15 protein-coding genes, 3 rRNA genes and 1 riboswitch are annotated in these 20,202 nt (G+C 48.9%); of the genes, 7 read left to right on the plus strand and 11 right to left on the minus strand.

Features of this window, described 5'->3' with window-relative positions:
- Nucleotides 1-48: 48 nt before the first annotated feature.
- The 5 genes from MKY28_RS21375 to MKY28_RS21395 all read right to left on the minus strand — a co-directional run bounded on the left by MKY28_RS21375 (nucleotide 49) and on the right by MKY28_RS21395 (nucleotide 5,259).
- Nucleotides 49-843, minus strand: coding sequence for an energy-coupling factor transporter transmembrane component T family protein (locus MKY28_RS21375; protein WP_340936934.1), 795 nt, complete (start codon nucleotides 841-843; stop codon nucleotides 49-51).
- Nucleotides 818-2,389: an ABC transporter ATP-binding protein gene (locus tag MKY28_RS21380; RefSeq protein ID WP_340936935.1), complete on the minus strand. Its 1,572-nt coding sequence runs from the start codon at nucleotides 2,387-2,389 to the stop codon at nucleotides 818-820. The genes MKY28_RS21375 and MKY28_RS21380 overlap by 26 nt, the downstream gene beginning before the upstream one ends.
- Complete coding sequence (locus MKY28_RS21385; protein ID WP_076329823.1) at nucleotides 2,390-2,983, minus strand: ECF transporter S component; 594 nt, start codon at nucleotides 2,981-2,983, stop codon at nucleotides 2,390-2,392.
- A 383-nt stretch (nucleotides 2,984-3,366) separates the two neighbouring features.
- Nucleotides 3,367-4,035 (minus strand): pectate lyase, encoded by a 669-nt coding sequence (locus MKY28_RS21390; protein WP_036606151.1) that lies wholly within the window; start codon nucleotides 4,033-4,035, stop codon nucleotides 3,367-3,369.
- Between the two features lie 348 nt (nucleotides 4,036-4,383).
- On the minus strand, nucleotides 4,384-5,259 hold the full coding sequence (locus MKY28_RS21395; RefSeq protein WP_036606150.1) for a radical SAM/SPASM domain-containing protein: 876 nt from the start codon (nucleotides 5,257-5,259) through the stop codon (nucleotides 4,384-4,386).
- A 217-nt stretch (nucleotides 5,260-5,476) separates the two neighbouring features.
- Nucleotides 5,477-5,579: riboswitch (TPP riboswitch) on the plus strand.
- Between the two features lie 159 nt (nucleotides 5,580-5,738).
- Here MKY28_RS21395 and MKY28_RS21400 point away from each other — a divergent pair.
- The 7 genes from MKY28_RS21400 (at nucleotide 5,739) to MKY28_RS21430 (ending at nucleotide 12,258) form a co-directional block, all read left to right on the plus strand.
- Complete coding sequence (locus MKY28_RS21400) at nucleotides 5,739-6,503, plus strand: ABC transporter ATP-binding protein (protein ID WP_340936937.1); 765 nt, start codon at nucleotides 5,739-5,741, stop codon at nucleotides 6,501-6,503.
- A complete protein-coding gene (locus MKY28_RS21405) occupies nucleotides 6,493-7,323 on the plus strand; it encodes an ABC transporter permease (RefSeq protein ID WP_340936939.1) in 831 nt (276 codons plus the stop codon). The genes MKY28_RS21400 and MKY28_RS21405 overlap by 11 nt, the downstream gene beginning before the upstream one ends.
- 162 nt (nucleotides 7,324-7,485) lie before the next feature.
- Entirely contained in the window at nucleotides 7,486-8,559 is a 1,074-nt protein-coding gene (locus MKY28_RS21410; protein WP_340936940.1) for an ABC transporter substrate-binding protein, read from the plus strand.
- 166 nt (nucleotides 8,560-8,725) lie between these two features.
- Nucleotides 8,726-9,538, plus strand: coding sequence for a hydroxyethylthiazole kinase (gene thiM, locus MKY28_RS21415; RefSeq protein ID WP_340936941.1), 813 nt, complete (start codon nucleotides 8,726-8,728; stop codon nucleotides 9,536-9,538).
- Nucleotides 9,535-10,347 carry a bifunctional hydroxymethylpyrimidine kinase/phosphomethylpyrimidine kinase gene (thiD, locus tag MKY28_RS21420; protein ID WP_340936942.1) on the plus strand — a complete coding sequence of 271 codons (813 nt, stop codon included), beginning with the start codon at nucleotides 9,535-9,537 and terminating at the stop codon, nucleotides 10,345-10,347. Before thiM ends, thiD begins: the two co-directional genes overlap by 4 nt.
- Nucleotides 10,347-11,012 (plus strand): thiamine phosphate synthase, encoded by a 666-nt coding sequence (gene thiE, locus MKY28_RS21425; protein WP_340936943.1) that lies wholly within the window; start codon nucleotides 10,347-10,349, stop codon nucleotides 11,010-11,012. The genes thiD and thiE overlap by 1 nt, the downstream gene beginning before the upstream one ends.
- A 502-nt stretch (nucleotides 11,013-11,514) precedes the next feature.
- Nucleotides 11,515-12,258 (plus strand): MerR family transcriptional regulator, encoded by a 744-nt coding sequence (locus tag MKY28_RS21430; RefSeq protein WP_340936944.1) that lies wholly within the window; start codon nucleotides 11,515-11,517, stop codon nucleotides 12,256-12,258.
- 562 nt (nucleotides 12,259-12,820) lie between these two features.
- Here MKY28_RS21430 and MKY28_RS21435 read toward each other — a convergent pair.
- The 6 genes from MKY28_RS21435 to MKY28_RS21460 form a co-directional block, all read right to left on the minus strand.
- A complete protein-coding gene (locus MKY28_RS21435; RefSeq protein ID WP_340936945.1) occupies nucleotides 12,821-13,303 on the minus strand; it encodes a hypothetical protein in 483 nt (160 codons plus the stop codon).
- A 325-nt stretch (nucleotides 13,304-13,628) separates the two neighbouring features.
- A complete protein-coding gene (locus tag MKY28_RS21440; RefSeq protein WP_036672670.1) occupies nucleotides 13,629-14,285 on the minus strand; it encodes a deoxynucleoside kinase in 657 nt (218 codons plus the stop codon).
- Nucleotides 14,282-14,905 carry a deoxynucleoside kinase gene (locus MKY28_RS21445; protein ID WP_076253494.1) on the minus strand — a complete coding sequence of 208 codons (624 nt, stop codon included), beginning with the start codon at nucleotides 14,903-14,905 and terminating at the stop codon, nucleotides 14,282-14,284. Before MKY28_RS21445 ends, MKY28_RS21440 begins: the two co-directional genes overlap by 4 nt.
- 185 nt (nucleotides 14,906-15,090) lie before the next feature.
- Nucleotides 15,091-15,207, minus strand: a 5S ribosomal RNA gene (gene rrf, locus MKY28_RS21450).
- A 74-nt stretch (nucleotides 15,208-15,281) separates the two neighbouring features.
- A 23S ribosomal RNA gene (locus MKY28_RS21455) occupies nucleotides 15,282-18,207 on the minus strand.
- A gap of 310 nt (nucleotides 18,208-18,517) precedes the next feature.
- Nucleotides 18,518-20,070 (minus strand): 16S ribosomal RNA (locus MKY28_RS21460).
- The 16S, 23S and 5S rRNA genes sit together here, the layout of an rRNA operon.
- Nucleotides 20,071-20,202: the final 132 nt, after the last annotated feature.

Raw genomic sequence — 20,202 nt, forward strand, 5'->3', positions numbered from 1 at the left:
GGAAAAAGTTACCGTTTACCTCAATATATTTCTATCTATCTGCCCGTATCACCTTACATCCACCATCGTAGCATGATAAGGAAAGGTAACCCCGATGTAATAAGCAGTCGTTAAGGTGAGCATATAATAAAATACAAACCACAGATCAGCTCGCGAATAGCCAATCTGAATGTAATACGTGCGGCTCGCGCCATCTGTGAACCCTTTCGCTTCCATCGCTACCGCCATTCGCTGTGCACGGCGAATGCTCTGTGCCAGCAGCGGAATAGCGTAACGCTTGAGTGTACCATACACATTCCAGCGAGAGCCGCGTTGCTGTGTTCCACGAATACGAATCGCATAACGGAGTGTCTGGAATTCATCCAGCAAAATGGGGATCATGCGCATCGCGGCCAGAAAGCTATAGGCATATTTTGCGGGAAGCCGCCACTGCTGCATCAGGGAATAAAACAGTCTCACAGGCTTGGTCGTAAGACCAAAGAGTAACCCTGCCGCGGCCATAGTCAGCGAGCGAAAACCCAAGTGTAGACCGCGATAGAAACTCTCTTCGGTTATGTGGATCAGTCCCCACTTATACCATGTGGTCTCGCCCTTACCAAACATCATCATACCTGTAGACGTGGAGATAAACACCAGAATGAATGGTGATGCGTACAGCATCAATCTATACCACGGATGACCTGTCCAGCACAGTAATAACATCATCGCCACCGCAACGTTGGCCATTACATTCAGATTGTGAATGAGGATAACGATGACAAACATCATCGTCAGAATGATCATCTTTAATCCCGGATTGACGTTATGAAGCCAGGTTTCACGGTGAGGAAACGATAGTTGCATCAGTTAACCTCCCCTCATCTACCGTCCAGATTCGGGTGCAATATCTTTTTACAATTTCACGATCATGGGTAACCATAACAATAGCTGTTCCCTTTCTCCGCAATTGCTCCAGCTGTGCTAACATGGCAAACGTATTGCGGGCATCCTGTCCAAAAGTAGGTTCATCCAACAGCAGTATTCGCTGCTCTCTCACCAGTGCAGAGGCAACGCTCAAGCGTCGTTTCTGCCCCATCGATAATTGGTAGGGATGGCGCTCGGAGAGGTCGATTAATCCAAATTGATTCAACATATGATCAGTCCTGACAAGTCTTTCTTCCGTTGTCAGCCTGCCCCCCAGCAATGAGAATTCCACTTCTTCCGCGACCGTGTTGGTCACAAATTGAAACTCCGGGTTCTGAAATACAAACGCAATTCGATCTGCAAGCTGCTCCGTTTTGCCAGAAGGCTGACCTTCCACCTCATAATGACCTGTTGTTTTCAGGATATTCATCAGAGATAACAACAATGAACTCTTGCCAGCTCCATTAGCTCCGACAATACCAATACAGTCTCCATGCCATACCTTGGCCTGCTCCACCTGAATGAAAGGTGTTTTCCCACGCCATCCAGTGAACTGCTGCAAGTCCAGTGCAGGCAGATAGGCGGGAGATACAGGCGAAAAGGATGAGTCGTGAGATATGGGGGATATACCCGGTGTATCGGATAAGCCAGACGATTGCTGTGCTTCCAAACTTGAGATGCCGTGATCCACACACACTTGAAGCTCTCCAGAAGCACTTCCCTCTTCTTGCTTAGCTGCCTGCTCGTGCTCATCCCACACACCCGGATACCAGATTCCATAAGCCTTCAGCTTTTCCCGTTCATGAGTAAATACCTGCTGTGCTGGCCCATCCGCCACAATCTTTCCTTCAGGTGATAACACAATGATGCGGTCGACCATATCCACAATCTCGTTTATTTTGTGTTCAACGATGATGATCGTTTTGTCACTGGCGATTCGTTTGACGGTATCCCACACCTGGGAAGTCCCCACATCATCCAGCAGTGCAGTGGGTTCATCCAAAAACAATACCTCCGGGTCCATGGCAAGCATCGAAGCAATCGCAAGACGCTGCTTCATCCCCTGAGACATGGACTGGATCAATACACGATTCTGTTCAAAGGATAACCCCACTTGTTTCAGATAATATTCAATCAGAGCAGGCATCTCTTCACACGGAATATTTCGGTTTTCCAGAACAAATGCGATCTCTTCATCCGTAAAGGACATACAGAACTGGGTATCCGGATCTTGAAAGACTACTCCTGCTTGGGCGGGAACCTGAATATCATCACATTTCATCGGAATCTCAACCGAACGTGGTATCAGACCGCTCAAAATTTGCAATAAGGTCGATTTACCGGAGCCACTCGGGCCAAGCAACAGCACTTTCTCCCCTTGACGCACAGAAAGAGACAAGCCTTGAAATACCAAGGCTTTCTCTCCCGGGAACTTGCATCTTAGATTAGTCACCCTTACCGCTTGCGAATTCTCTTCCCCGTTCATCTAATCCAGCGCCTCATAATCTTGTTTGGATACCGGTCTGAGCGAACGCGTTACACCAGTCAGTTCCAATGCTTTGGCGAGATAATAAGCGAACACTCCAGCAATCAAGATGCTTCCGATGAAGCGGAATCCGATAAATAACGTGTAGTTCCAGGCCGAGAGTGAATCAATATACCCGTACTGGTAATCCAGCAAAAGCGAAGCCGCTGCGGCTCCTATGGCTGCAAGACAGGTGACAAACAGATTGGTTTTGCGATACAAAAATGCGGCGAAGAATATCTCGGCTCCCAATCCTTGCAACAGACCGTATACAAGTGTGGACATGCCCCATTCACTACCCAGAAAAGCACTTACCGTTGAAGCCGCAACTTCGGCAAGAATAGCCACGCCTGGTTTACGAATGATAACAAAAGCAAACGTGCCCGCCATAAACCACATGCCGTAGATCATCTGCTCCGCATGAACGCCAAATGGTTTCATCAAGTCATATGTAGGTCCCCATATCTTGTAAATCACCCCAAACACTACTGCGATCACGATGGTTACCAGAATATCCGTTAGTTTTAATCGCTTGTTGCCTGCTGTTGTTTCCATATTCTCTACGTCCTTCCTTTGTTCCCTGTGGGGGTTATCAAAATAAACGAAAAAGCCTCCCCGGTTCCGGGCAGGCCTTACGTACAGTGTACAATCCTCACAATGATGTATTGGATGGATGTCGAAAATACGGAATATCAACCAGCCCCCCTCCGTCATGGCAGATACACCACCACAGTTCAAAGAGGTCTGTTGTTCATCCACGTTCATTCCCACAATTCACCCTTACATATCGCAAATCCATGTTCTCTACGCTGGCATTACCCAGATCAGATGTACGGTCAGCGGCACAAGGCCACTCTCTCAGCCCAACTTCATTGAGCTCCCGGTTCACTTATTTCATTGCTTCTAATGTACATCAAATGGGTATTTGTGGCAATCCTTTAATATTGCGTGTTCCCAGACTGGCTCGTTTTCCCTGAAGCAAACCCCTTGAACAACGTTGGTACTTTGGAATAACGGGTATTCGTAATTTTCCCCTGTGATGTGCTGCTGTCTGTACGCATAATCGAATCTTTTACATTGGAAATGTTGGAGTTATCCAGCGTCATGTTAACTGCGAAGGAAGTTCCACCATTTTGGCGAACCAGTTTGCCAATATCATCTGCACGGAAATTTTTGATGTTAATTGTTCCAGCTGCATTCATCTGGAACACTTTATCATAAGCCTTATACGCTGCCCCACCGGTAATGTTAACCGTTCCCGCAGACTTCAATGTCAGTGCATCCTCGCCCACGTCCTGCCAGACCACATTCGATATATTACAGTTGCCATAACAGTGAACACCATCAGCAGCTGGTGATCCAATGTTTACGTTTTTGAGCGTGGCCCCTGCCTCCAGACGGAAGACTGGCTTCTGATTTTCTGCTTGAGATCCGTCGCCCAGTGTGGAAGGATTGGCTACAAATGTTTTACCTTGGCCGTCATAGGTCGTGCCCTTTGGTACCACAATGGTTGAATTTACAACGGTAGGTGCAGCCGCAGCCGGAACTGCACCAAATATAGAAGCAACCAAACCAGCGGACAGCAACAACGTCAACATTTTTTTCATAACTTTATTCCTCCCTTATTCTCTCGTTTTTTGGTATTGTACAAGCCTAAGCTTGTCCTGGAAGATCGTCAGAGGTGCACCTCTGTCCGATCCACAACCTAATCCTACCAAATAAGGAAGGTAATTAGAATAATCATTAGATCAGATATATCATGACATCGCACAATCCCTGTCATATCGGCATTTTTTGCATGCTAGGTCTCTCAAGCAATATGCTCATATCAACCTCTGGTATGCTCATTTGTAACGTATGTACCCCTCACTTAATCCCCAATAACAAAGAAAGACCACTACATTTGTCTCCAAATGTGTGATCTTGAATGGCTTCTGGCTTGCTGATATAAGATATCAGGCTCCAAATCTCTGACGATAACCGCACTTTCTACACAACTCTTCTACAGCTTCGCGTTTGGAGAAGCCATATACCAGATTGTTCGCTCGCTCACCCTCAATAATCTCCGAGAATGACTTCTCGTGAACGTTACCGAGGTTAATGACACCCTCGCCATCAAGACAGCATGGAACCACCGTTCCATCTACAAGCACAGCTGCCTGACCGCGAAGTGCATGGCAGAAGCCTTTGCCGTCATCTTCAGGTGCATCCAGACTTGGCCACTGGAACTCATGGTCCTGATTCAGGTATACATTCGGGGCAATTTTGACCCCGCTACCTGGAACTACTTTTTCCTCAATGCGAAAATCCAGATTGAACTCACGTTCCAATACTTCAAGGGTCTCCCGATTTCGATTCATCTGAGCATTCGTGAAGTTATCCTGTGTCAGATTCCACAACCGAAATGAGATGATGACATTGTGCTTAACGGCCTCGTGTACAAAGGACAAAATATGACGCAGATACCCGTCACGATCTGTTGAACCTTCATGCCCATCGAAGCTGTGCAGGGAGAAATTCATCTGCCGCAGCGCCGGTTTGCCAAGCAATTTATGCTGAGTCTTGGGCAGCAGTGTACCATTCGTTGTAATGTTCACCTTGAGTCCCTTCTCATGTGCGGAATCGAGCAACAGATCTATTTTGGGATGCAACAAGGGTTCACCTTTGACATGTAGATAAATATGATTGGTGTGTGGTTTAACTTGATCCAGTATATTGTTGAAGACTTCAGGGTCAATGAATCCTTTGGCACGCTGTGTCTGCGGACAGAAGCTGCAAGCCAGATTGCAGATACTCGTGATCTCAATATATACTTTTTTGAACGTTTTCAACTCGGGTCCCCATTCTGCTTCGGAGGGAGAACAATCCCGCCTGCATTTGTGATCCGGCCAATATGCGCCACCACTATTATATCGGGTTAGGGAGCCCAGGTAAATTGTTCAGTTGTTCGGGTCTGACTCCAAGTTCATCTCAACAATTCCATCATGCTGCCTCTTTACAGTTCATGTTCAAGTGATATATGCTGAACACACAACTGCATATCTTGAACTTTTGCACTAGGGGAGCCTTGCGGCTGAGACGAATATGACTATTCGGACCCTTTGAACCTGATCTGGATCATACCAGCGGAGGGAAGTGGAGCGGCCTTTTAGTAAGCGGAATTTTCTCATGTATGTGAAGATAAATTGCGGATTTAACTTACAGACCCACTCATTTCTCCGGAAATGGGTGGGTCTTTTTTGTTCCTTTTGCAGAGTATAGGATGCCGTTGTTATTGCAGTAGTCTGACATCAAGGGGGGTGAGGATCAGATGGATAACCATGTAACTATTCACAACGTAAGCTTTGCTTTTCCCGAAAAAAAGGATTCCCCTGTGCTCTCCAATGTGTCGCTTCAGGTTCAACAAGGAGAATTTGTCTCGCTCATCGGCTCCAGCGGATCAGGTAAAAGCACGCTCTTCAAGCTGCTCGCAGGCTTGCATGAACCAACCGTTGGCACCATCGATATAGCTGATGTCCCGCAAGGACAACGGCTCGGACGAGTCGCCTATATGCCGCAGAAAGATCTGCTGTTATCCTGGCGTACCGTCATGGAGAACTGCATGCTGCATGCCGAGCTTGCACCAGGCCGACAGGACAAGAACAAGTTACGGGCAAACATCCTAGCTGGGTTGGCAAGGTTCGGCCTATCAGGTTATGAGCAGGCCTACCCGGATGAGTTATCCGGCGGCATGCGGCAGCGGGTGGCATTTCTTCGTACCTTGCTTACAGGCGGGCAGCTCATGTTGCTGGATGAACCCTTCGGTGCACTCGACGCCTTAACCAAACGAGAAATGCATCGCTGGTTGCTAGAGCTGTGGGAGGGCTTTGGACAAACCGTGCTGTTCATTACACATGACATCGAAGAAGCCCTGCTGTTAAGTGACCGTATTATTCTGTTAACTCCAGGGGGGCAAGGTCAGCAGTTGCGGGAGATAACGGTTCCTTTGCCACGCCCAAGGCATTCGGACATGATCTACGAACCGGCTCTCGTGCAGATGAGACGACAACTGGAGGAACAATTACATGCAAAATGATAGAGCTGAGGTTAGCGTTTGGACGTGGTGTTTAAAGTGGCTCTCGAGGTCGTTTTCCCAATATGGTTTGTTTATTATGCTCATGTTCTTATTAATGGCGATCTGGGAAGTGATTGTGCGTATGGGATGGTTGCCCTCCTTCATCATTCCTGCACCCACGGCCATCGTAAGCTCACTGGTTGAGCATCGTCGTCTACTGTTGACCATCCATCTGCCTGCTACCTTTATGGAGGTTATTGTTGGTTTTGTCTTGTCCATAGTGACTGGAATTACGCTGGCAACAGGCATGCATATGAACCGATCGATTGAAAAGGCCTTGTATCCCTTCATCGTGATCAGTCAGACCATCCCGCTGATTGCCTTGTCTCCCGTGTTCATCCTGTGGTTTGGCTATACGTTGTGGAGCAAAGTCGCCGTGGTGTTCCTAATCGCGTTCTTCCCCATTGTGGTCAGTACCTACGATGGACTCCGCCAAGGCGATCCGGAGCAGCGTGAACTTTTGCTCACTATGGCCGCCAGCAAGTGGGATATTTTTTGCAAACTCCAGGTTCCACTGGCACTTCCCTCTTTTTTCTCGGGGTTAAAGATGTCTGTGGTGTACTGCGTGGTTGGGGCAACGATTGGCGAATGGCTCGGTGGCAGCAAAGGTCTCGGATACTTCAGCCGCCGCATGTCCAGCAACATGAACACGGATGCGATGTTTGCAGCTATTGTGCTGTTATCCCTGCTTGGGATCGTTTTGTTTGTACTGATTGCCTGGCTAGAGAAACGGTTTAGCATACGGCGGTATGGACATGGAGGCAAAAGAAAAGTTGGATAATACTTAGACAGAAATTAGATGTAAATACATTAGTTACAATCTTCAAAACATATCTTATGCACGAATTCAGCAGCATCTTCAATCAGTTCATTATTACATTGTCGTTATCATGCTGTTGCCCATTTTCTACAAATCAAAACGATGAAATGAGGAACTTCATTTATGAATAACAAAGGTATATACTCCCTGCTTCCCATCATGCTCATTAGCCTTTTGCTGATCGTCAGTGGATGCAGCACCACGAATACCAGCAATAACACGCCAACAACAGACTCTGCAACTAATGCACAGCAAACAGATCCGTCTGCAACCAAACCAACATCAGACGCCAAAGATAAACTGTCCATCATGCTCGACTGGTACCCGAATGCAGTACACTCCCTCATCTACGTTGCTCAAGAAAAAGGATACTTTGCAGATCAAGGTCTCGATGTCGAAATTCAGATGCCTGCGGATACCAATGATTCACTCAAACTTGTTGCTGCCGGTAAAATTGATCTGGCCCTAAGCTACCAGCCCCAAATTTTGCTCGCACGTGGCGAGAACATTCCTGTACGTTCCATTGCTGCTGTTGTTCGCCACCCCCTAGTGCATCTGTTGACCGAAACGAATGGCAACGTGAGCTCACCCAAAGATCTTGAAGGAAAAACTGTCGGTTATTCTTCGATTCCGCTATATGAAGCGATGGTACGCACGATGATCAGCAAGGATGGCGGCAATCCCGACAACATAAATCTGGTCGACGTTGGGTTCGATCTGATTCCTTCGCTGGCTTCTGGACAGGCGGATGCGATTATGGGTGGTTTTATTAACCATGAACAATTGATTTTGGAGAAAGAAGGACATGCCATGAAATCGATTAACCCCGTCGATTATGGTGTGCCTGATTATTATGAATTGGTCCTGACTGCGAGTGAAGCTGGCATTGAAGCGAAAAAAGACCAACTTACCCGGTTCGTCAAAGCGGTCCAGGAAGGACAGAAATATGTAATGGAGCATCCAGAAGAAGCCTTGAATATTCTGCTCGCTCATGAGAATGAAACATCACCGCTTGACCCGGAGATCGAAACCAAAAGCCTGGCTATTTTACTGCCACTTATGAATGAAGAAGGCCAACCGTTTGGTCGGCAGGAAATGGAATCGTGGGAAAATGTACGCGCATGGCTCGTTGAACAGGATTTGATTCCTGAATCGGTGAAAGCCGAGGATGCTTTTATTAATCTGCAAGGAAAGTAAATGATTTAGATTTTACGTTTCTGCTTTTCCCGCATTAATGCATCTGGCTGTTGTTAGACTCTGCGCCCCAACTCAACAAGGCAACTCATATCCTATTATTCTGTTGAGTGACTCCAGATATCGGACTTCCGCCGATCGGGTTACTTCAAAACAAGGAGGAAATTATATGTCTTATCTGGAACGTGTTCGTACGCAAAATCCGCTGGTACACAATATCACTAACCTTGTCGTGGCTCCATTCACAGCCAATGGTCTGCTTGCACTCGGTGCGTCCCCTTTTATGGCCTATGCTCATGAAGAGGTCGCTGATGTCGCCAAGATGTCAGGAGCCGTGGTACTCAACATCGGTACACTCAATGACAAAGTCGTTCAGGCAATCCGTCTGGCAGGCCAATCGGCTAATGCGCATCACGTGCCTGTGGTGCTTGATCCGGTTGGAGCTGGCGCAACCACCTATCGCACGGAAACCGTGCAGATGCTCATTCGTGAACTTCGTCTCACGGTACTGCGCGGCAATGTGGCAGAGGTCGCTAATGTCATCGGTGAGAGTTGGAGTATTAAAGGTGTGGACGCAGGATCAGGTGAGGGCGACCGAATCGGCATTGCGGAGCGGGCAGCGCATAAACTTGGCTGTGTCGTGGTCATTACCGGAAAAGAAGATATTATTACTGATGGACAATCCACATTCCTCACGAGTAATGGTCATGCCCTGCTCACTCAGGTCACAGGTGCTGGCTGTCTGCTCAGTTCGGTGATTGGTGCTTTTACAGCCATAGTGGAATCAGGAGCCGATCTTCTAGGCAGTGTTGTTGAAGCGCTAGCGTTTTATGGTGTAGCAGCTGAACTGGCGGCAGAGCGGACAGCTCATCAGGGGCCGGGCAGCTTCCAGATTGAATTGTTGAATCAACTGGCACAAGTAACACCAGACCTCTTGGCAGAACGCGCACAGATCCGTCAGATCCGTGGAGGTGCAGTATGAGTATTGCTCAAGCGCTAACCATTGCAGGCTCCGATAACGGGGGCGGCGCAGGCATTCAGGCCGATCTGAAAACATTCCAAGAACTTGGTGTATACGGCATGACCGTTATCTCCGCTATTGCTGCCCAAAATACAACTGGTGTGCAGGGCGTTTTTCCCATCCCTTACGATGGCATTGCCCAGCAATTGGACTCGACCGGCGAAGACTTTCAACCAACCGCAACGAAGACCGGCATGTTATATAGTGCCGAGATTATTCGTCTAGTGGCTGAGAAATGGCAGCAATACCGTTGGTCAAATCTGGTCATCGACCCTGTGATGGTAGCCAAAGGTGGCGCTCCCCTTCTCCAGCAGGAAGCTGTAAAGGCGTTGGTTACGGATCTGTTGCCCCATGCCCTGATCACAACACCCAATATTCCGGAAGCGGAACTGCTTACCGGGATGTCTATCACCAATCTGAGCCAGCGGGAAGAAGCCGCAAGACGGATTGTACAGATGGGCTCAACGTATGCTTTGGTCAAAGGTGGTCATGATGAAGGAAGTGGCATGATCGTGGATGTGCTCTACGATGGGCAGTCTTTTCATTATCTGGAGAATGTTCGTGTGGTAACACGTCATACACACGGAACAGGATGCACGTACTCTGCTGCGATCACCGCAGAGTTAGCAAAGGGTTCACCTGTTCTGGCTGCCGTTACGACCGCGCGAGCATTCATTCAGGCAGCCATCGAAGATGAGCTGGGGATTGGGGCCGGACATGGGCCGACGAATCATTTTGCGTATCAGCGCAGACAGCGAGGTGAGCAGTGATGCGCCCTTGGGATGCAGAAGCGGTACAACGCGCGATGCAGGTGTATTTGGTGATGGGCAGCGTTAATACAACGCAAGACCCTGTGGAAGTGCTGCGCCAGGCCATTGCTGGCGGCATCACGCTGTTCCAGTTCCGTGAAAAGGGAACTGGCGCCCTGGTTGGCGAAGCTCGCATCACACTTGCGATGCGGCTTCGCGAGGTGTGCAGCCAGCACGGGGTCCCGTTCATCGTGAACGATGATGTGGAGCTGGCTGTAGCAGTGGAGGCCGACGGCGTGCATGTCGGCCAGGATGATGCGGACGCGGCGCTAGTACGCGCCCGCATTGGAGATGGGCGGATGCTTGGCGTATCCGCCCACTCCGTGGATGAGGCGCGCCGTGCGTTGCAGGCGGGCGCCGACTACCTTGGCGTCGGGCCCATGTACCCGACGCGCTCCAAAGCGGATGCCCATGCTGTGCTGGGCCCCGCAGGGGTGGCGGAACTGCGCGCCGCAGGCATCGCAGTTCCGATTGTGGGTATCGGCGGCATTACGCCCGATACCACGGCCGCCGTGATGGCGGCTGGAGCCGACGGCATAGCCGTCATCTCCGCCATCGCGGGCGCGGCCGACGTGCGCGCAGCGGCTGCGCAGTTCGCTGCGGCAGTGCGCGGGATGCAGGCGTAGCCCTGCTCTCCCTGCACTGCTAACTCCGTGGACTGCACCGCATACATGGTGCAGCCCACAACTGCTCACGCTCCTCTCCATAACAGAGGAGCCTTAAAACACCCCCGCGGCGCGGCAGCAACCCATGTCTTCGACATAGAAGCGCATCCGCTCCCCTACAGTGACTGAATTTTACAATAATCTATATAAGTTGAACTAATCATTTAAACGATAACGGAGAGGACAGAAAAAACCTGAAGAAGCGAAGCGTTCGCCTTTATCCCCGGATTTTCCCATGAGAAAGGGGGATCGAAAAAATCTGGGGATAACAGCGATTGGAAGGTTATTCTGTCATCATAGTGTCTGTGTAAATAATCTTTAGTTCAACTTATATAGTCATACTTAGTCACCAATCCATGATCAAGATGCAGCTTCCATGCTCGCATCTTGTTTTTTCATTTTCAACGGTTGACTCTCACGTAACGTGACACTGTACAATCGGTGTTGTAAGGAGGTTTCACTCATGGCCATGAAGGTAAAAGAAGTTGCCGAACTTGCCTCGATCAGTGTGCGCACACTGCATCACTATGATGAGATCGGACTATTAACCCCGGACGAAGTAACTTCTGCCGGATATCGATTATATTCAGATGCCAACCTGGAACGGTTGCAGCAGATATTGTTTTTCAAGGAACTCGACTTCTCTCTGAAGGAGATCAAAAACATTATAACCAACCCCTCCTTCAATCCGGAAGAAGCACTTAACATGCATCGACTTATACTGCTGGAGAAGCGCCAACGCTTGGACCAGATGATTGCTACCATTGATAAAACGGTTTTACACGTGAGAGGAGAAATTAAAATGACAGCCAAAGAACAATTCGAAGGATTTGATTTTAGCCAGAATCCGTATGAACAAGAAGCGCGGGAACGTTGGGGAGACCATGCCGTCGATCACGCAAATCAGAAGCTGCACAGTAAATCAACCACAGATCAGAAGGCTCTATCCAATCAAATGAACGAAATCTACAAACGTCTGGCTGCACTTCGTCACACAGAACCAGCATCTGCCGAGGCACAGGCTGGCATTCAAGAATGGTACACCTGGCTGAACCAGATGGGAAGCTACTCGCCTGAAGCCTTCAGAGGACTTGGTCAGATGTACGTGGACGATGAACGCTTCACGCGTAATATTGATCAGTTTGGCGATGGTTTGGCAGTATTTATGAGAGATGCTATGGCTGTATTTGCTGACCAAAACAAATAATATAGCCCAGTCTTCAACCACATACAGTATTATTCAACTCTCATTGTCGTCAGATGTGTACTGTAAACGATAGTCTGGAAATTAAACCTCTGTCCGTAGTGGTAAAAGTAATCTCTCGTCATCAGCTATATCGCTGTACATGACATCAGGACATTTGAACCTTCCTCCTGTGGTGACCGTCCTTCTTGTAATTACCTTTTGAAGATGCTGAATATATACTAGGGTTACGTTGTAAATAAATTGGATCGATCCGGAGTTACTACAGCCATTATGAGCGGATATCCCGCCTACCTGCCCAGTAGATACACAAAAGGGACGTTCGCCCTCTCAGGCGTCACGTCCCTTTTGTGTATGGAAGTAACTCAGCCGCAATGTGAACAAACCTAACTGCTGCTCACTCTGAGTACTCTATAAATATCTTTTAAAGTAGATGCTCTTTACTACGTTTTTCTTCTGCTCCCAGTCCTTCGATATAACTTCATAAGTGCTTAGGATGATGAGCATTAAGTTTCTTCTGTCAAACGTTCTTCATTTTGCAACCAAGCGTCCACCGTCTATCCGATTAAGCTCTTGGTGCGTGATCCGATGAAGATGCATCCGTAGCTAGACTGGTTCTCGCCATCCGGCCAGGAATCTGCCATGCAGACACAATCGCAAGCACGATGAATAACAAATCAATCGGTTGACTGAAGTACTCCTGGAAGGTTTCCACAAACGCACTGATCATCTCGCTATCAAACACAAGTTCCATCACGCCGACATCACCAAACAGTTCGGAAGTAAAATAAACGACCGTCAGATATTTCCCCAACAAAATGCCGACAAGTGCAAACAGTACGGCAATAATCTTATGTACCGTCGCAATTTGTTTATTGGAGAACAACACAACTGCGTAACCCGTGAGTGCTCCAATCAAAATCGCAATTAATCCCACCTCATACTCGGTCATTGCAGCAATAGCTGCCCATACGATGCCTCCCAGAATGGCTGCAATTAAGCCACCAATGATCGGCATACCGATTTTAACTCCTTGTTTCTCTTCCACGTTGTCTTTCCCTCCTGAGTCATGCATATGCTTCTTTTCCAGAATTCACCTTTCCTATGAAACCACAAAAAGACTTATTATTCAACATTTTTCTACTTTTGGTGCCATGTATTTACATAATAGAAAAGATATATTAAGCATCCATTTCCTTATTCGCTCGAATATCATTTTAGTTTTGTCCACAAACCTCTCATAATCATTCCCTTGGCACATGAAAAACACCCCTCCAACAGCATAAATAGCCGTAGAAGGGATGTTGTCCATATCTGTATCATAGATATAACCAATGTAACCGAGAAAACTACATTGAAAAGCTCTCTCTATCTTACCTTTGCACTTCCTTGGAAGGCTGAATGACAGCTGCAATCTGTGCCAAAATGGCATCCACCGATGCCGGATCATGCACATCATACTCATCAATGTTCAGACGCAACACAGGGCAAGCTGTAAACTGATCAATCCACACGGAATAGCGCTCGTGCATGTGTTCCCAGTACGAACGGTCCGTCTGAATCTCCATCTCGCGTCCGCGTTCCGTAATACGGTTTAAAATCGAAGGCAGACTGCCTTCCAGATAGATCAGCACGTCTGGATGTGGGAAATACGGTGTCATTACCATCGCTTCAAATAAACTGCTGTATGTCTCGAAATCTGTAGCAGACATGGTTCCTTGATCTGCATGCATTTGTGCAAAAATGCCCGTATCTTCATAGATAGAACGATCCTGTACGAATCCGCCACCCAGTTCAAAAATCTTTTTCTGTTCCTTGAATCGCTCTGCCAGGAAATAAATCTGCAGATGGAAGCTCCAACGCTCAAAGTCATGATAGAACTTCTCCAAATATGGATTATGATCAACTTGTTCCAGAGAAGTCTTGAAATTCAAACGCTGTGCAAGCGCAGCCGTTAACGTGGATTTACCCACTCCAACCGTACCTGCTACCGTAATTAATGCATTCGTTGGAATGCCATAGTTATTCATATGATATACTCCTTTACCTGATTAACAATTTGCCTGAAGTGTTCAGGATGTTCCACAAAGTCGAGTTGCTCTGCATTGACCTTAATGATTACTGGCGGATTTGAGCTATTTGCCAGATAGTCCATGCCTGTTTTGTAATCGGCGATCAGTTGTTCCATATATGCCGGGTCCATATCCTGCTCAAATGAGCGTCCACGCTTGTTAATGCGGTACATCAACGTATCGAGTTCAGCTTCAATATAGAGCACCAGGTTGGGCTTTGGCAGATCATCTGTTAACAGATGATAGATTTGACGATATTTATCCCGTTTCGTTCCCTTTAAGGTACGATCGGCAAAAATCATATTTTTATAGATATGATAGTCTGAAATGACTGGGGTATTCTGCTCTACATAATGAACGCCCGTGTCTTCCAGTTGTTTAAACCGATTACACAGAAAAAACATTTCCAATTGGAAACTCCACTCGTCGATATCCTGATAAAAGGAAGCCAGAAATGGATTCTCTTCTACGATTTCTTTAACTAACGGAAGATTCAATTCATGGGAAAGCATCGTTGCCAGCGTTGTTTTCCCCGCTCCGATCGGACCTTCCACGGCAATAAACGGGGCTGATTTCATCGTGTTCACTGTTCCTCCTCGTACTTATGCGTGTTTCCGTTTTCTATATAGACCTCACCTATTGTATCACAGCTTTAAGGATTGGAACGCCAGTATTTTATGTATATAACAAGTCAAATCACAACTATTGAATTACATTAAAATAAAAAAGACACACTCGATATCATCAAGTGTGTCTTTAGATTGCTTGGCGGCGTCCTACTCTCCCAGGACCCTGCGGTCCAAGTACCATCGGCGCTAGAGGGCTTAACGGTCGTGTTCGGGATGGGTACGTGTGGAACCCCTCCGCCATCGCCACCAAACGCGTAGCTTACATTTCAGAGATCGTTCTCTGAAAACTAGATTCGAAACGAAACACGCGAATTACAACTTGCTATTGGATAAGCCCTCGACCGATTAGTACTGGTCAGCTCCATGCATTGCTGCACTTCCACCCCCAGCCTATCTACCTCGTCGTCTTCAAGGGGTCTTACATACTGGGAAATCTCATCTTGAGGGGGGCTTCACGCTTAGATGCTTTCAGCGTTTATCCCGTCCGTACATAGCTACCCAGCGGTGCTCCTGGCGGAACAACTGGTACACCAGCGGTACGTCCATCCCGGTCCTCTCGTACTAAGGACAGCTCCTCTCAAATTTCCTACGCCCACGACAGATAGGGACCGAACTGTCTCACGACGTTCTGAACCCAGCTCGCGTACCGCTTTAATGGGCGAACAGCCCAACCCTTGGGACCTACTTCAGCCCCAGGATGCGATGAGCCGACATCGAGGTGCCAAACCTCCCCGTCGATGTGGACTCTTGGGGGAGATAAGCCTGTTATCCCCAGGGTAGCTTTTATCCGTTGAGCGATGGCCCTTCCATGCGGTACCACCGGATCACTAAGCCCGACTTTCGTCCCTGCTCGACTTGTAGGTCTCGCAGTCAAGCTCCCTTATGCCTTTGCACTCTTCGAATGATTTCCAACCATTCTGAGGGAACCTTTGGGCGCCTCCGTTACTCTTTAGGAGGCGACCGCCCCAGTCAAACTGCCCACCTGACACTGTCCCCGCACCGGATTACGGTACCAGGTTAGAACCTAGATACGATCAGGGTGGTATCCCAACGTTGCCTCCACAGAAGCTTGCGCTCCTGCTTCAAAGGCTCCCACCTATCCTGTACAGATCGTACCCAAATTCAATATCAAGCTGCAGTAAAGCTCCATGGGGTCTTTCCGTCTTGTCGCGGGTAACCTGCATCTTCACAGGTATTAAAATTTCACCGGATCTCTCGTTGAGACAGCGCCCAAGTCGTTACGCCATTCGTGCGGGTCAGAATTTACCTGACAAGGAATTTCGCTACCTTAGGACCGTTATAGTTACGGCCGCCGTTTACTGGGGCTTCGGTTCACAGCTTCGGATTGCTCCTAACCACTCCCCTTAACCTTCCAGCACCGGGCAGGCGTCAGCCCGTATACTTCGCCTTACGGCTTCGCACAGACCTGTGTTTTTGCTAAACAGTCGCTTGGGCCTTTTCACTGCGGCCCCCTCGTGCTATTCACACTACCGGGGCACCCCTTCTCCCGAAGTTACGGGGTCATTTTGCCGAGTTCCTTAACGAGAGTTCTTCCGCGCGCCTTAGAATACTCTTCTCGCCTACCTGTGTCGGTTTGCGGTACGGGCACCATCACCTGGCTAGAGGCTTTTCTTGGCAGTGTGAGATCATGACCTTCGCTACTATAATTTTCGCTCCCCATCACAGCTCAGCCTTACAATGTGCGGATTTGCCTACACATCAGCCTCACTGCTTAGACGGACATCCATCAGTCCGCGTCACTACCCTACTGCGTCCCCCCATTGCTCATAACGGCTTACGGTGGTACAGGAATTTCGACCTGTTGTCCTTCGACTACGCCTTTCGGCCTCGCCTTAGGTCCCGACTTACCCTGAGCGGACGAGCCTTCCTCAGGAACCCTTAGGCTTTCGGCGGATCAGATTCTCACTGATCTTTTCGTTACTCATACCGGCATTCTCACTTGTATAATGTCCAGCGCTCCTTACGGTACACCTTCAACCCTTATACAACGCTCCCCTACCCCTGATGCAAAGCATCAAGCCATAGCTTCGGTGGTGTGTTTAGCCCCGTTACATTTTCGGCGCAGAGTCACTCGACCAGTGAGCTATTACGCACTCTTTCAATGGTGGCTGCTTCTAAGCCAACATCCTGGTTGTCTGTGCAACTCCACATCCTTTCCCACTTAACACACACTTGGGGACCTTAGCTGATGGTCTGGGCTGTTTCCCTTTTGACAATGGATCTTAGCACTCACTGTCTGACTCCCGGAAGTAAGTCTATGGCATTCGGAGTTTGACTGAGCTTGGTAACCCTTGCGGGCCCCGCACCCAATCAGTGCTCTACCTCCACGACTCTGTTTTCCGAGGCTAGCCCTAAAGCTATTTCGGGGAGAACCAGCTATCTCCGAGTTCGATTGGAATTTCTCCGCTACCCCCACCTCATCCCCGCATTTTTCAACATGCGTGGGTTCGGGCCTCCAGTGCGTGTTACCGCACCTTCACCCTGGACAGGGGTAGATCACCCGGTTTCGGGTCTACGTCCACGTACTACATCGCCCTATTCAGACTCGCTTTCGCTGCGGCTCCGGCTCTTCACCTTAACCTTGCACGGGAACGTAACTCGCCGGTTCATTCTACAAAAGGCACGCCATCACCCCTAAAACGGGCTCTGACTTTTTGTAAGCACACGGTTTCAGGTTCTATTTCACTCCCCTTCCGGGGTGCTTTTCACCTTTCCCTCACGGTACTGCTTCACTATCGGTCGCTAGGAAGTATTTAGCCTTGGCAGATGGTCCTGCCGGATTCATACGGGGTTTCACGTGCCCCGCACTACTCGGGATCCGTCTCGGAGGGAACCAACTTTCAACTACAGGGCTTTTACCTTCTTTGGCGGGCCTTTCCAGACCTCTTCGCTTAACCGGTTCCTTTGTAACTCCATGTGAGACGTCCCACAACCCCAAAGAGCAAGCTCTCTGGTTTGGGCTTCTCCGCGTTCGCTCGCCGCTACTGACGGAATCACTATTGTTTTCTCTTCCTCAGGGTACTTAGATGTTTCAGTTCCCCTGGTATGCCTCTACACAACCTATGTATTCAGTTGTGAGTAACTGGAAATTACCCCAGCTGGGTTTCCCCATTCGGACACCCCCGGATCAAAGCTTGCTTACAGCTCCCCGAGGCAGTTTCGTTGTTCGCCACGTCCTTCATCGGCTCCTAGCGCCTAGGCATCCTCCGTGTGCTCTTAGTAGCTTAACCATTTTGTTCCGGTTTCGGTCGCTCGCTTCCCTTGTTTTGCTTGCGCAAAGCCAAAAGTCGCTCTCACCCGATACCATCACAAAAGCAATTTGACTACCGTTTTTATTGAAACTTGTTTGCACAAGTTCAGCTAAAAAGGAATGTTCTAATTCGCGTTTGTTTCGTTTCGATATCTAGTTTTCAAAGAACAAGCTCCATGCAAAAGCAAGCTGTTTGAGAGTTTGAGCTCTCAAAACTGAGCAACGAGTGAGTGTTTTGCAGCTAAGCTGCATATTTGAATGTTTCCGTTGCAGGAAACGATTCTCCATAGAAAGGAGGTGATCCAGCCGCACCTTCCGATACGGCTACCTTGTTACGACTTCACCCCAATCATCTATCCCACCTTCGGCGGCTGGCTCCTTGCGGTTACCCCACCGACTTCGGGTGTTATAAACTCTCGTGGTGTGACGGGCGGTGTGTACAAGACCCGGGAACGTATTCACCGCGGCATGCTGATCCGCGATTACTAGCAATTCCGACTTCATGCAGGCGAGTTGCAGCCTGCAATCCGAACTGAGACCGGCTTTGTTGGGATTGGCTCCATCTCGCGATTTCGCAGCCCGTTGTACCGGCCATTGTAGTACGTGTGTAGCCCAGGTCATAAGGGGCATGATGATTTGACGTCATCCCCACCTTCCTCCGGTTTGTCACCGGCAGTCTATCTAGAGTGCCCACCCGAAGTGCTGGCAACTAAATATAAGGGTTGCGCTCGTTGCGGGACTTAACCCAACATCTCACGACACGAGCTGACGACAACCATGCACCACCTGTCTCCTCTGTCCCGAAGGAAAGATACATCTCTGCATCGATCAGAGGGATGTCAAGACCTGGTAAGGTTCTTCGCGTTGCTTCGAATTAAACCACATACTCCACTGCTTGTGCGGGTCCCCGTCAATTCCTTTGAGTTTCAGTCTTGCGACCGTACTCCCCAGGCGGAGTGCTTAATGTGTTAACTTCGGCACCAAGGGTATCGAAACCCCTAACACCTAGCACTCATCGTTTACGGCGTGGACTACCAGGGTATCTAATCCTGTTTGCTCCCCACGCTTTCGCGCCTCAGCGTCAGTTACAGCCCAGAGAGTCGCCTTCGCCACTGGTGTTCCTCCACATATCTACGCATTTCACCGCTACACGTGGAATTCCACTCTCCTCTTCTGCACTCAAGTCACCCAGTTTCCAGTGCGATCCGGGGTTGAGCCCCGGGATTAAACACCAGACTTAAATGACCGCCTGCGCGCGCTTTACGCCCAATAATTCCGGACAACGCTTGCCCCCTACGTATTACCGCGGCTGCTGGCACGTAGTTAGCCGGGGCTTTCTTCTCAGGTACCGTCACCTTGAGAGCAGTTACTCTCCCAAGCGTTCTTCCCTGGCAACAGAGCTTTACGATCCGAAAACCTTCATCACTCACGCGGCATTGCTCCGTCAGGCTTTCGCCCATTGCGGAAGATTCCCTACTGCTGCCTCCCGTAGGAGTCTGGGCCGTGTCTCAGTCCCAGTGTGGCCGATCACCCTCTCAGGTCGGCTACGCATCGTCGCCTTGGTGAGCCGTTACCTCACCAACTAGCTAATGCGCCGCAGGCCCATCCCCAAGTGACAGATTGCTCCGTCTTTCCAGTTTCCTTCAGGCGAAGAAAACAATTATTCGGTATTAGCTACCGTTTCCGGTAGTTGTCCCAAACTTGAGGGCAGGTTGCCTACGTGTTACTCACCCGTCCGCCGCTAACCATCAGAGAAGCAAGCTTCTCTTCAAGTCCGCTCGACTTGCATGTATTAGGCATGCCGCCAGCGTTCGTCCTGAGCCAGGATCAAACTCTCCAATAAAGTATTGAAAAGAGCGATAAGCTCATTTTGAATCTGACGAGATTAAAAATCTCAATTGTGCTCCAGTCGATTCAAGCCAAGGCTTGTTTCAAACTTTCGCGTTCATTCTGCAAGCAGAATGTTTACTCACTC

It is taken from the genome of Paenibacillus sp. FSL R5-0473 (assembly GCF_038004565.1).
GTDB lineage: Bacteria > Bacillota > Bacilli > Paenibacillales > Paenibacillaceae > Paenibacillus > Paenibacillus amylolyticus.

What these genes read in the sequence shown, in the direction of transcription:
- MKY28_RS21430 (WP_340936944.1), top strand. Translation starts at nt 11,515, where the DNA reads ATGGCCATGAAGGTAAAAGAAGTTGCCGAACTTGCCTCGATCAGTGTG.
- MKY28_RS21440 (WP_036672670.1), bottom strand. Translation starts at nt 14,285, where the DNA reads ATGAATAACTATGGCATTCCAACGAATGCATTAATTACGGTAGCAGGT.
- MKY28_RS21410 (WP_340936940.1), top strand. Translation starts at nt 7,486, where the DNA reads ATGAATAACAAAGGTATATACTCCCTGCTTCCCATCATGCTCATTAGC.
- thiE (WP_340936943.1), top strand. Translation starts at nt 10,347, where the DNA reads ATGCGCCCTTGGGATGCAGAAGCGGTACAACGCGCGATGCAGGTGTAT.
- MKY28_RS21375 (WP_340936934.1), bottom strand. Translation starts at nt 843, where the DNA reads ATGCAACTATCGTTTCCTCACCGTGAAACCTGGCTTCATAACGTCAAT.
- MKY28_RS21405 (WP_340936939.1), top strand. Translation starts at nt 6,493, where the DNA reads ATGCAAAATGATAGAGCTGAGGTTAGCGTTTGGACGTGGTGTTTAAAG.
- MKY28_RS21390 (WP_036606151.1), bottom strand. Translation starts at nt 4,035, where the DNA reads ATGAAAAAAATGTTGACGTTGTTGCTGTCCGCTGGTTTGGTTGCTTCT.
- thiM (WP_340936941.1), top strand. Translation starts at nt 8,726, where the DNA reads ATGTCTTATCTGGAACGTGTTCGTACGCAAAATCCGCTGGTACACAAT.
- MKY28_RS21380 (WP_340936935.1), bottom strand. Translation starts at nt 2,389, where the DNA reads ATGAACGGGGAAGAGAATTCGCAAGCGGTAAGGGTGACTAATCTAAGA.
- MKY28_RS21385 (WP_076329823.1), bottom strand. Translation starts at nt 2,983, where the DNA reads ATGGAAACAACAGCAGGCAACAAGCGATTAAAACTAACGGATATTCTG.
- MKY28_RS21445 (WP_076253494.1), bottom strand. Translation starts at nt 14,905, where the DNA reads ATGAAATCAGCCCCGTTTATTGCCGTGGAAGGTCCGATCGGAGCGGGG.
- MKY28_RS21400 (WP_340936937.1), top strand. Translation starts at nt 5,739, where the DNA reads ATGGATAACCATGTAACTATTCACAACGTAAGCTTTGCTTTTCCCGAA.
- thiD (WP_340936942.1), top strand. Translation starts at nt 9,535, where the DNA reads ATGAGTATTGCTCAAGCGCTAACCATTGCAGGCTCCGATAACGGGGGC.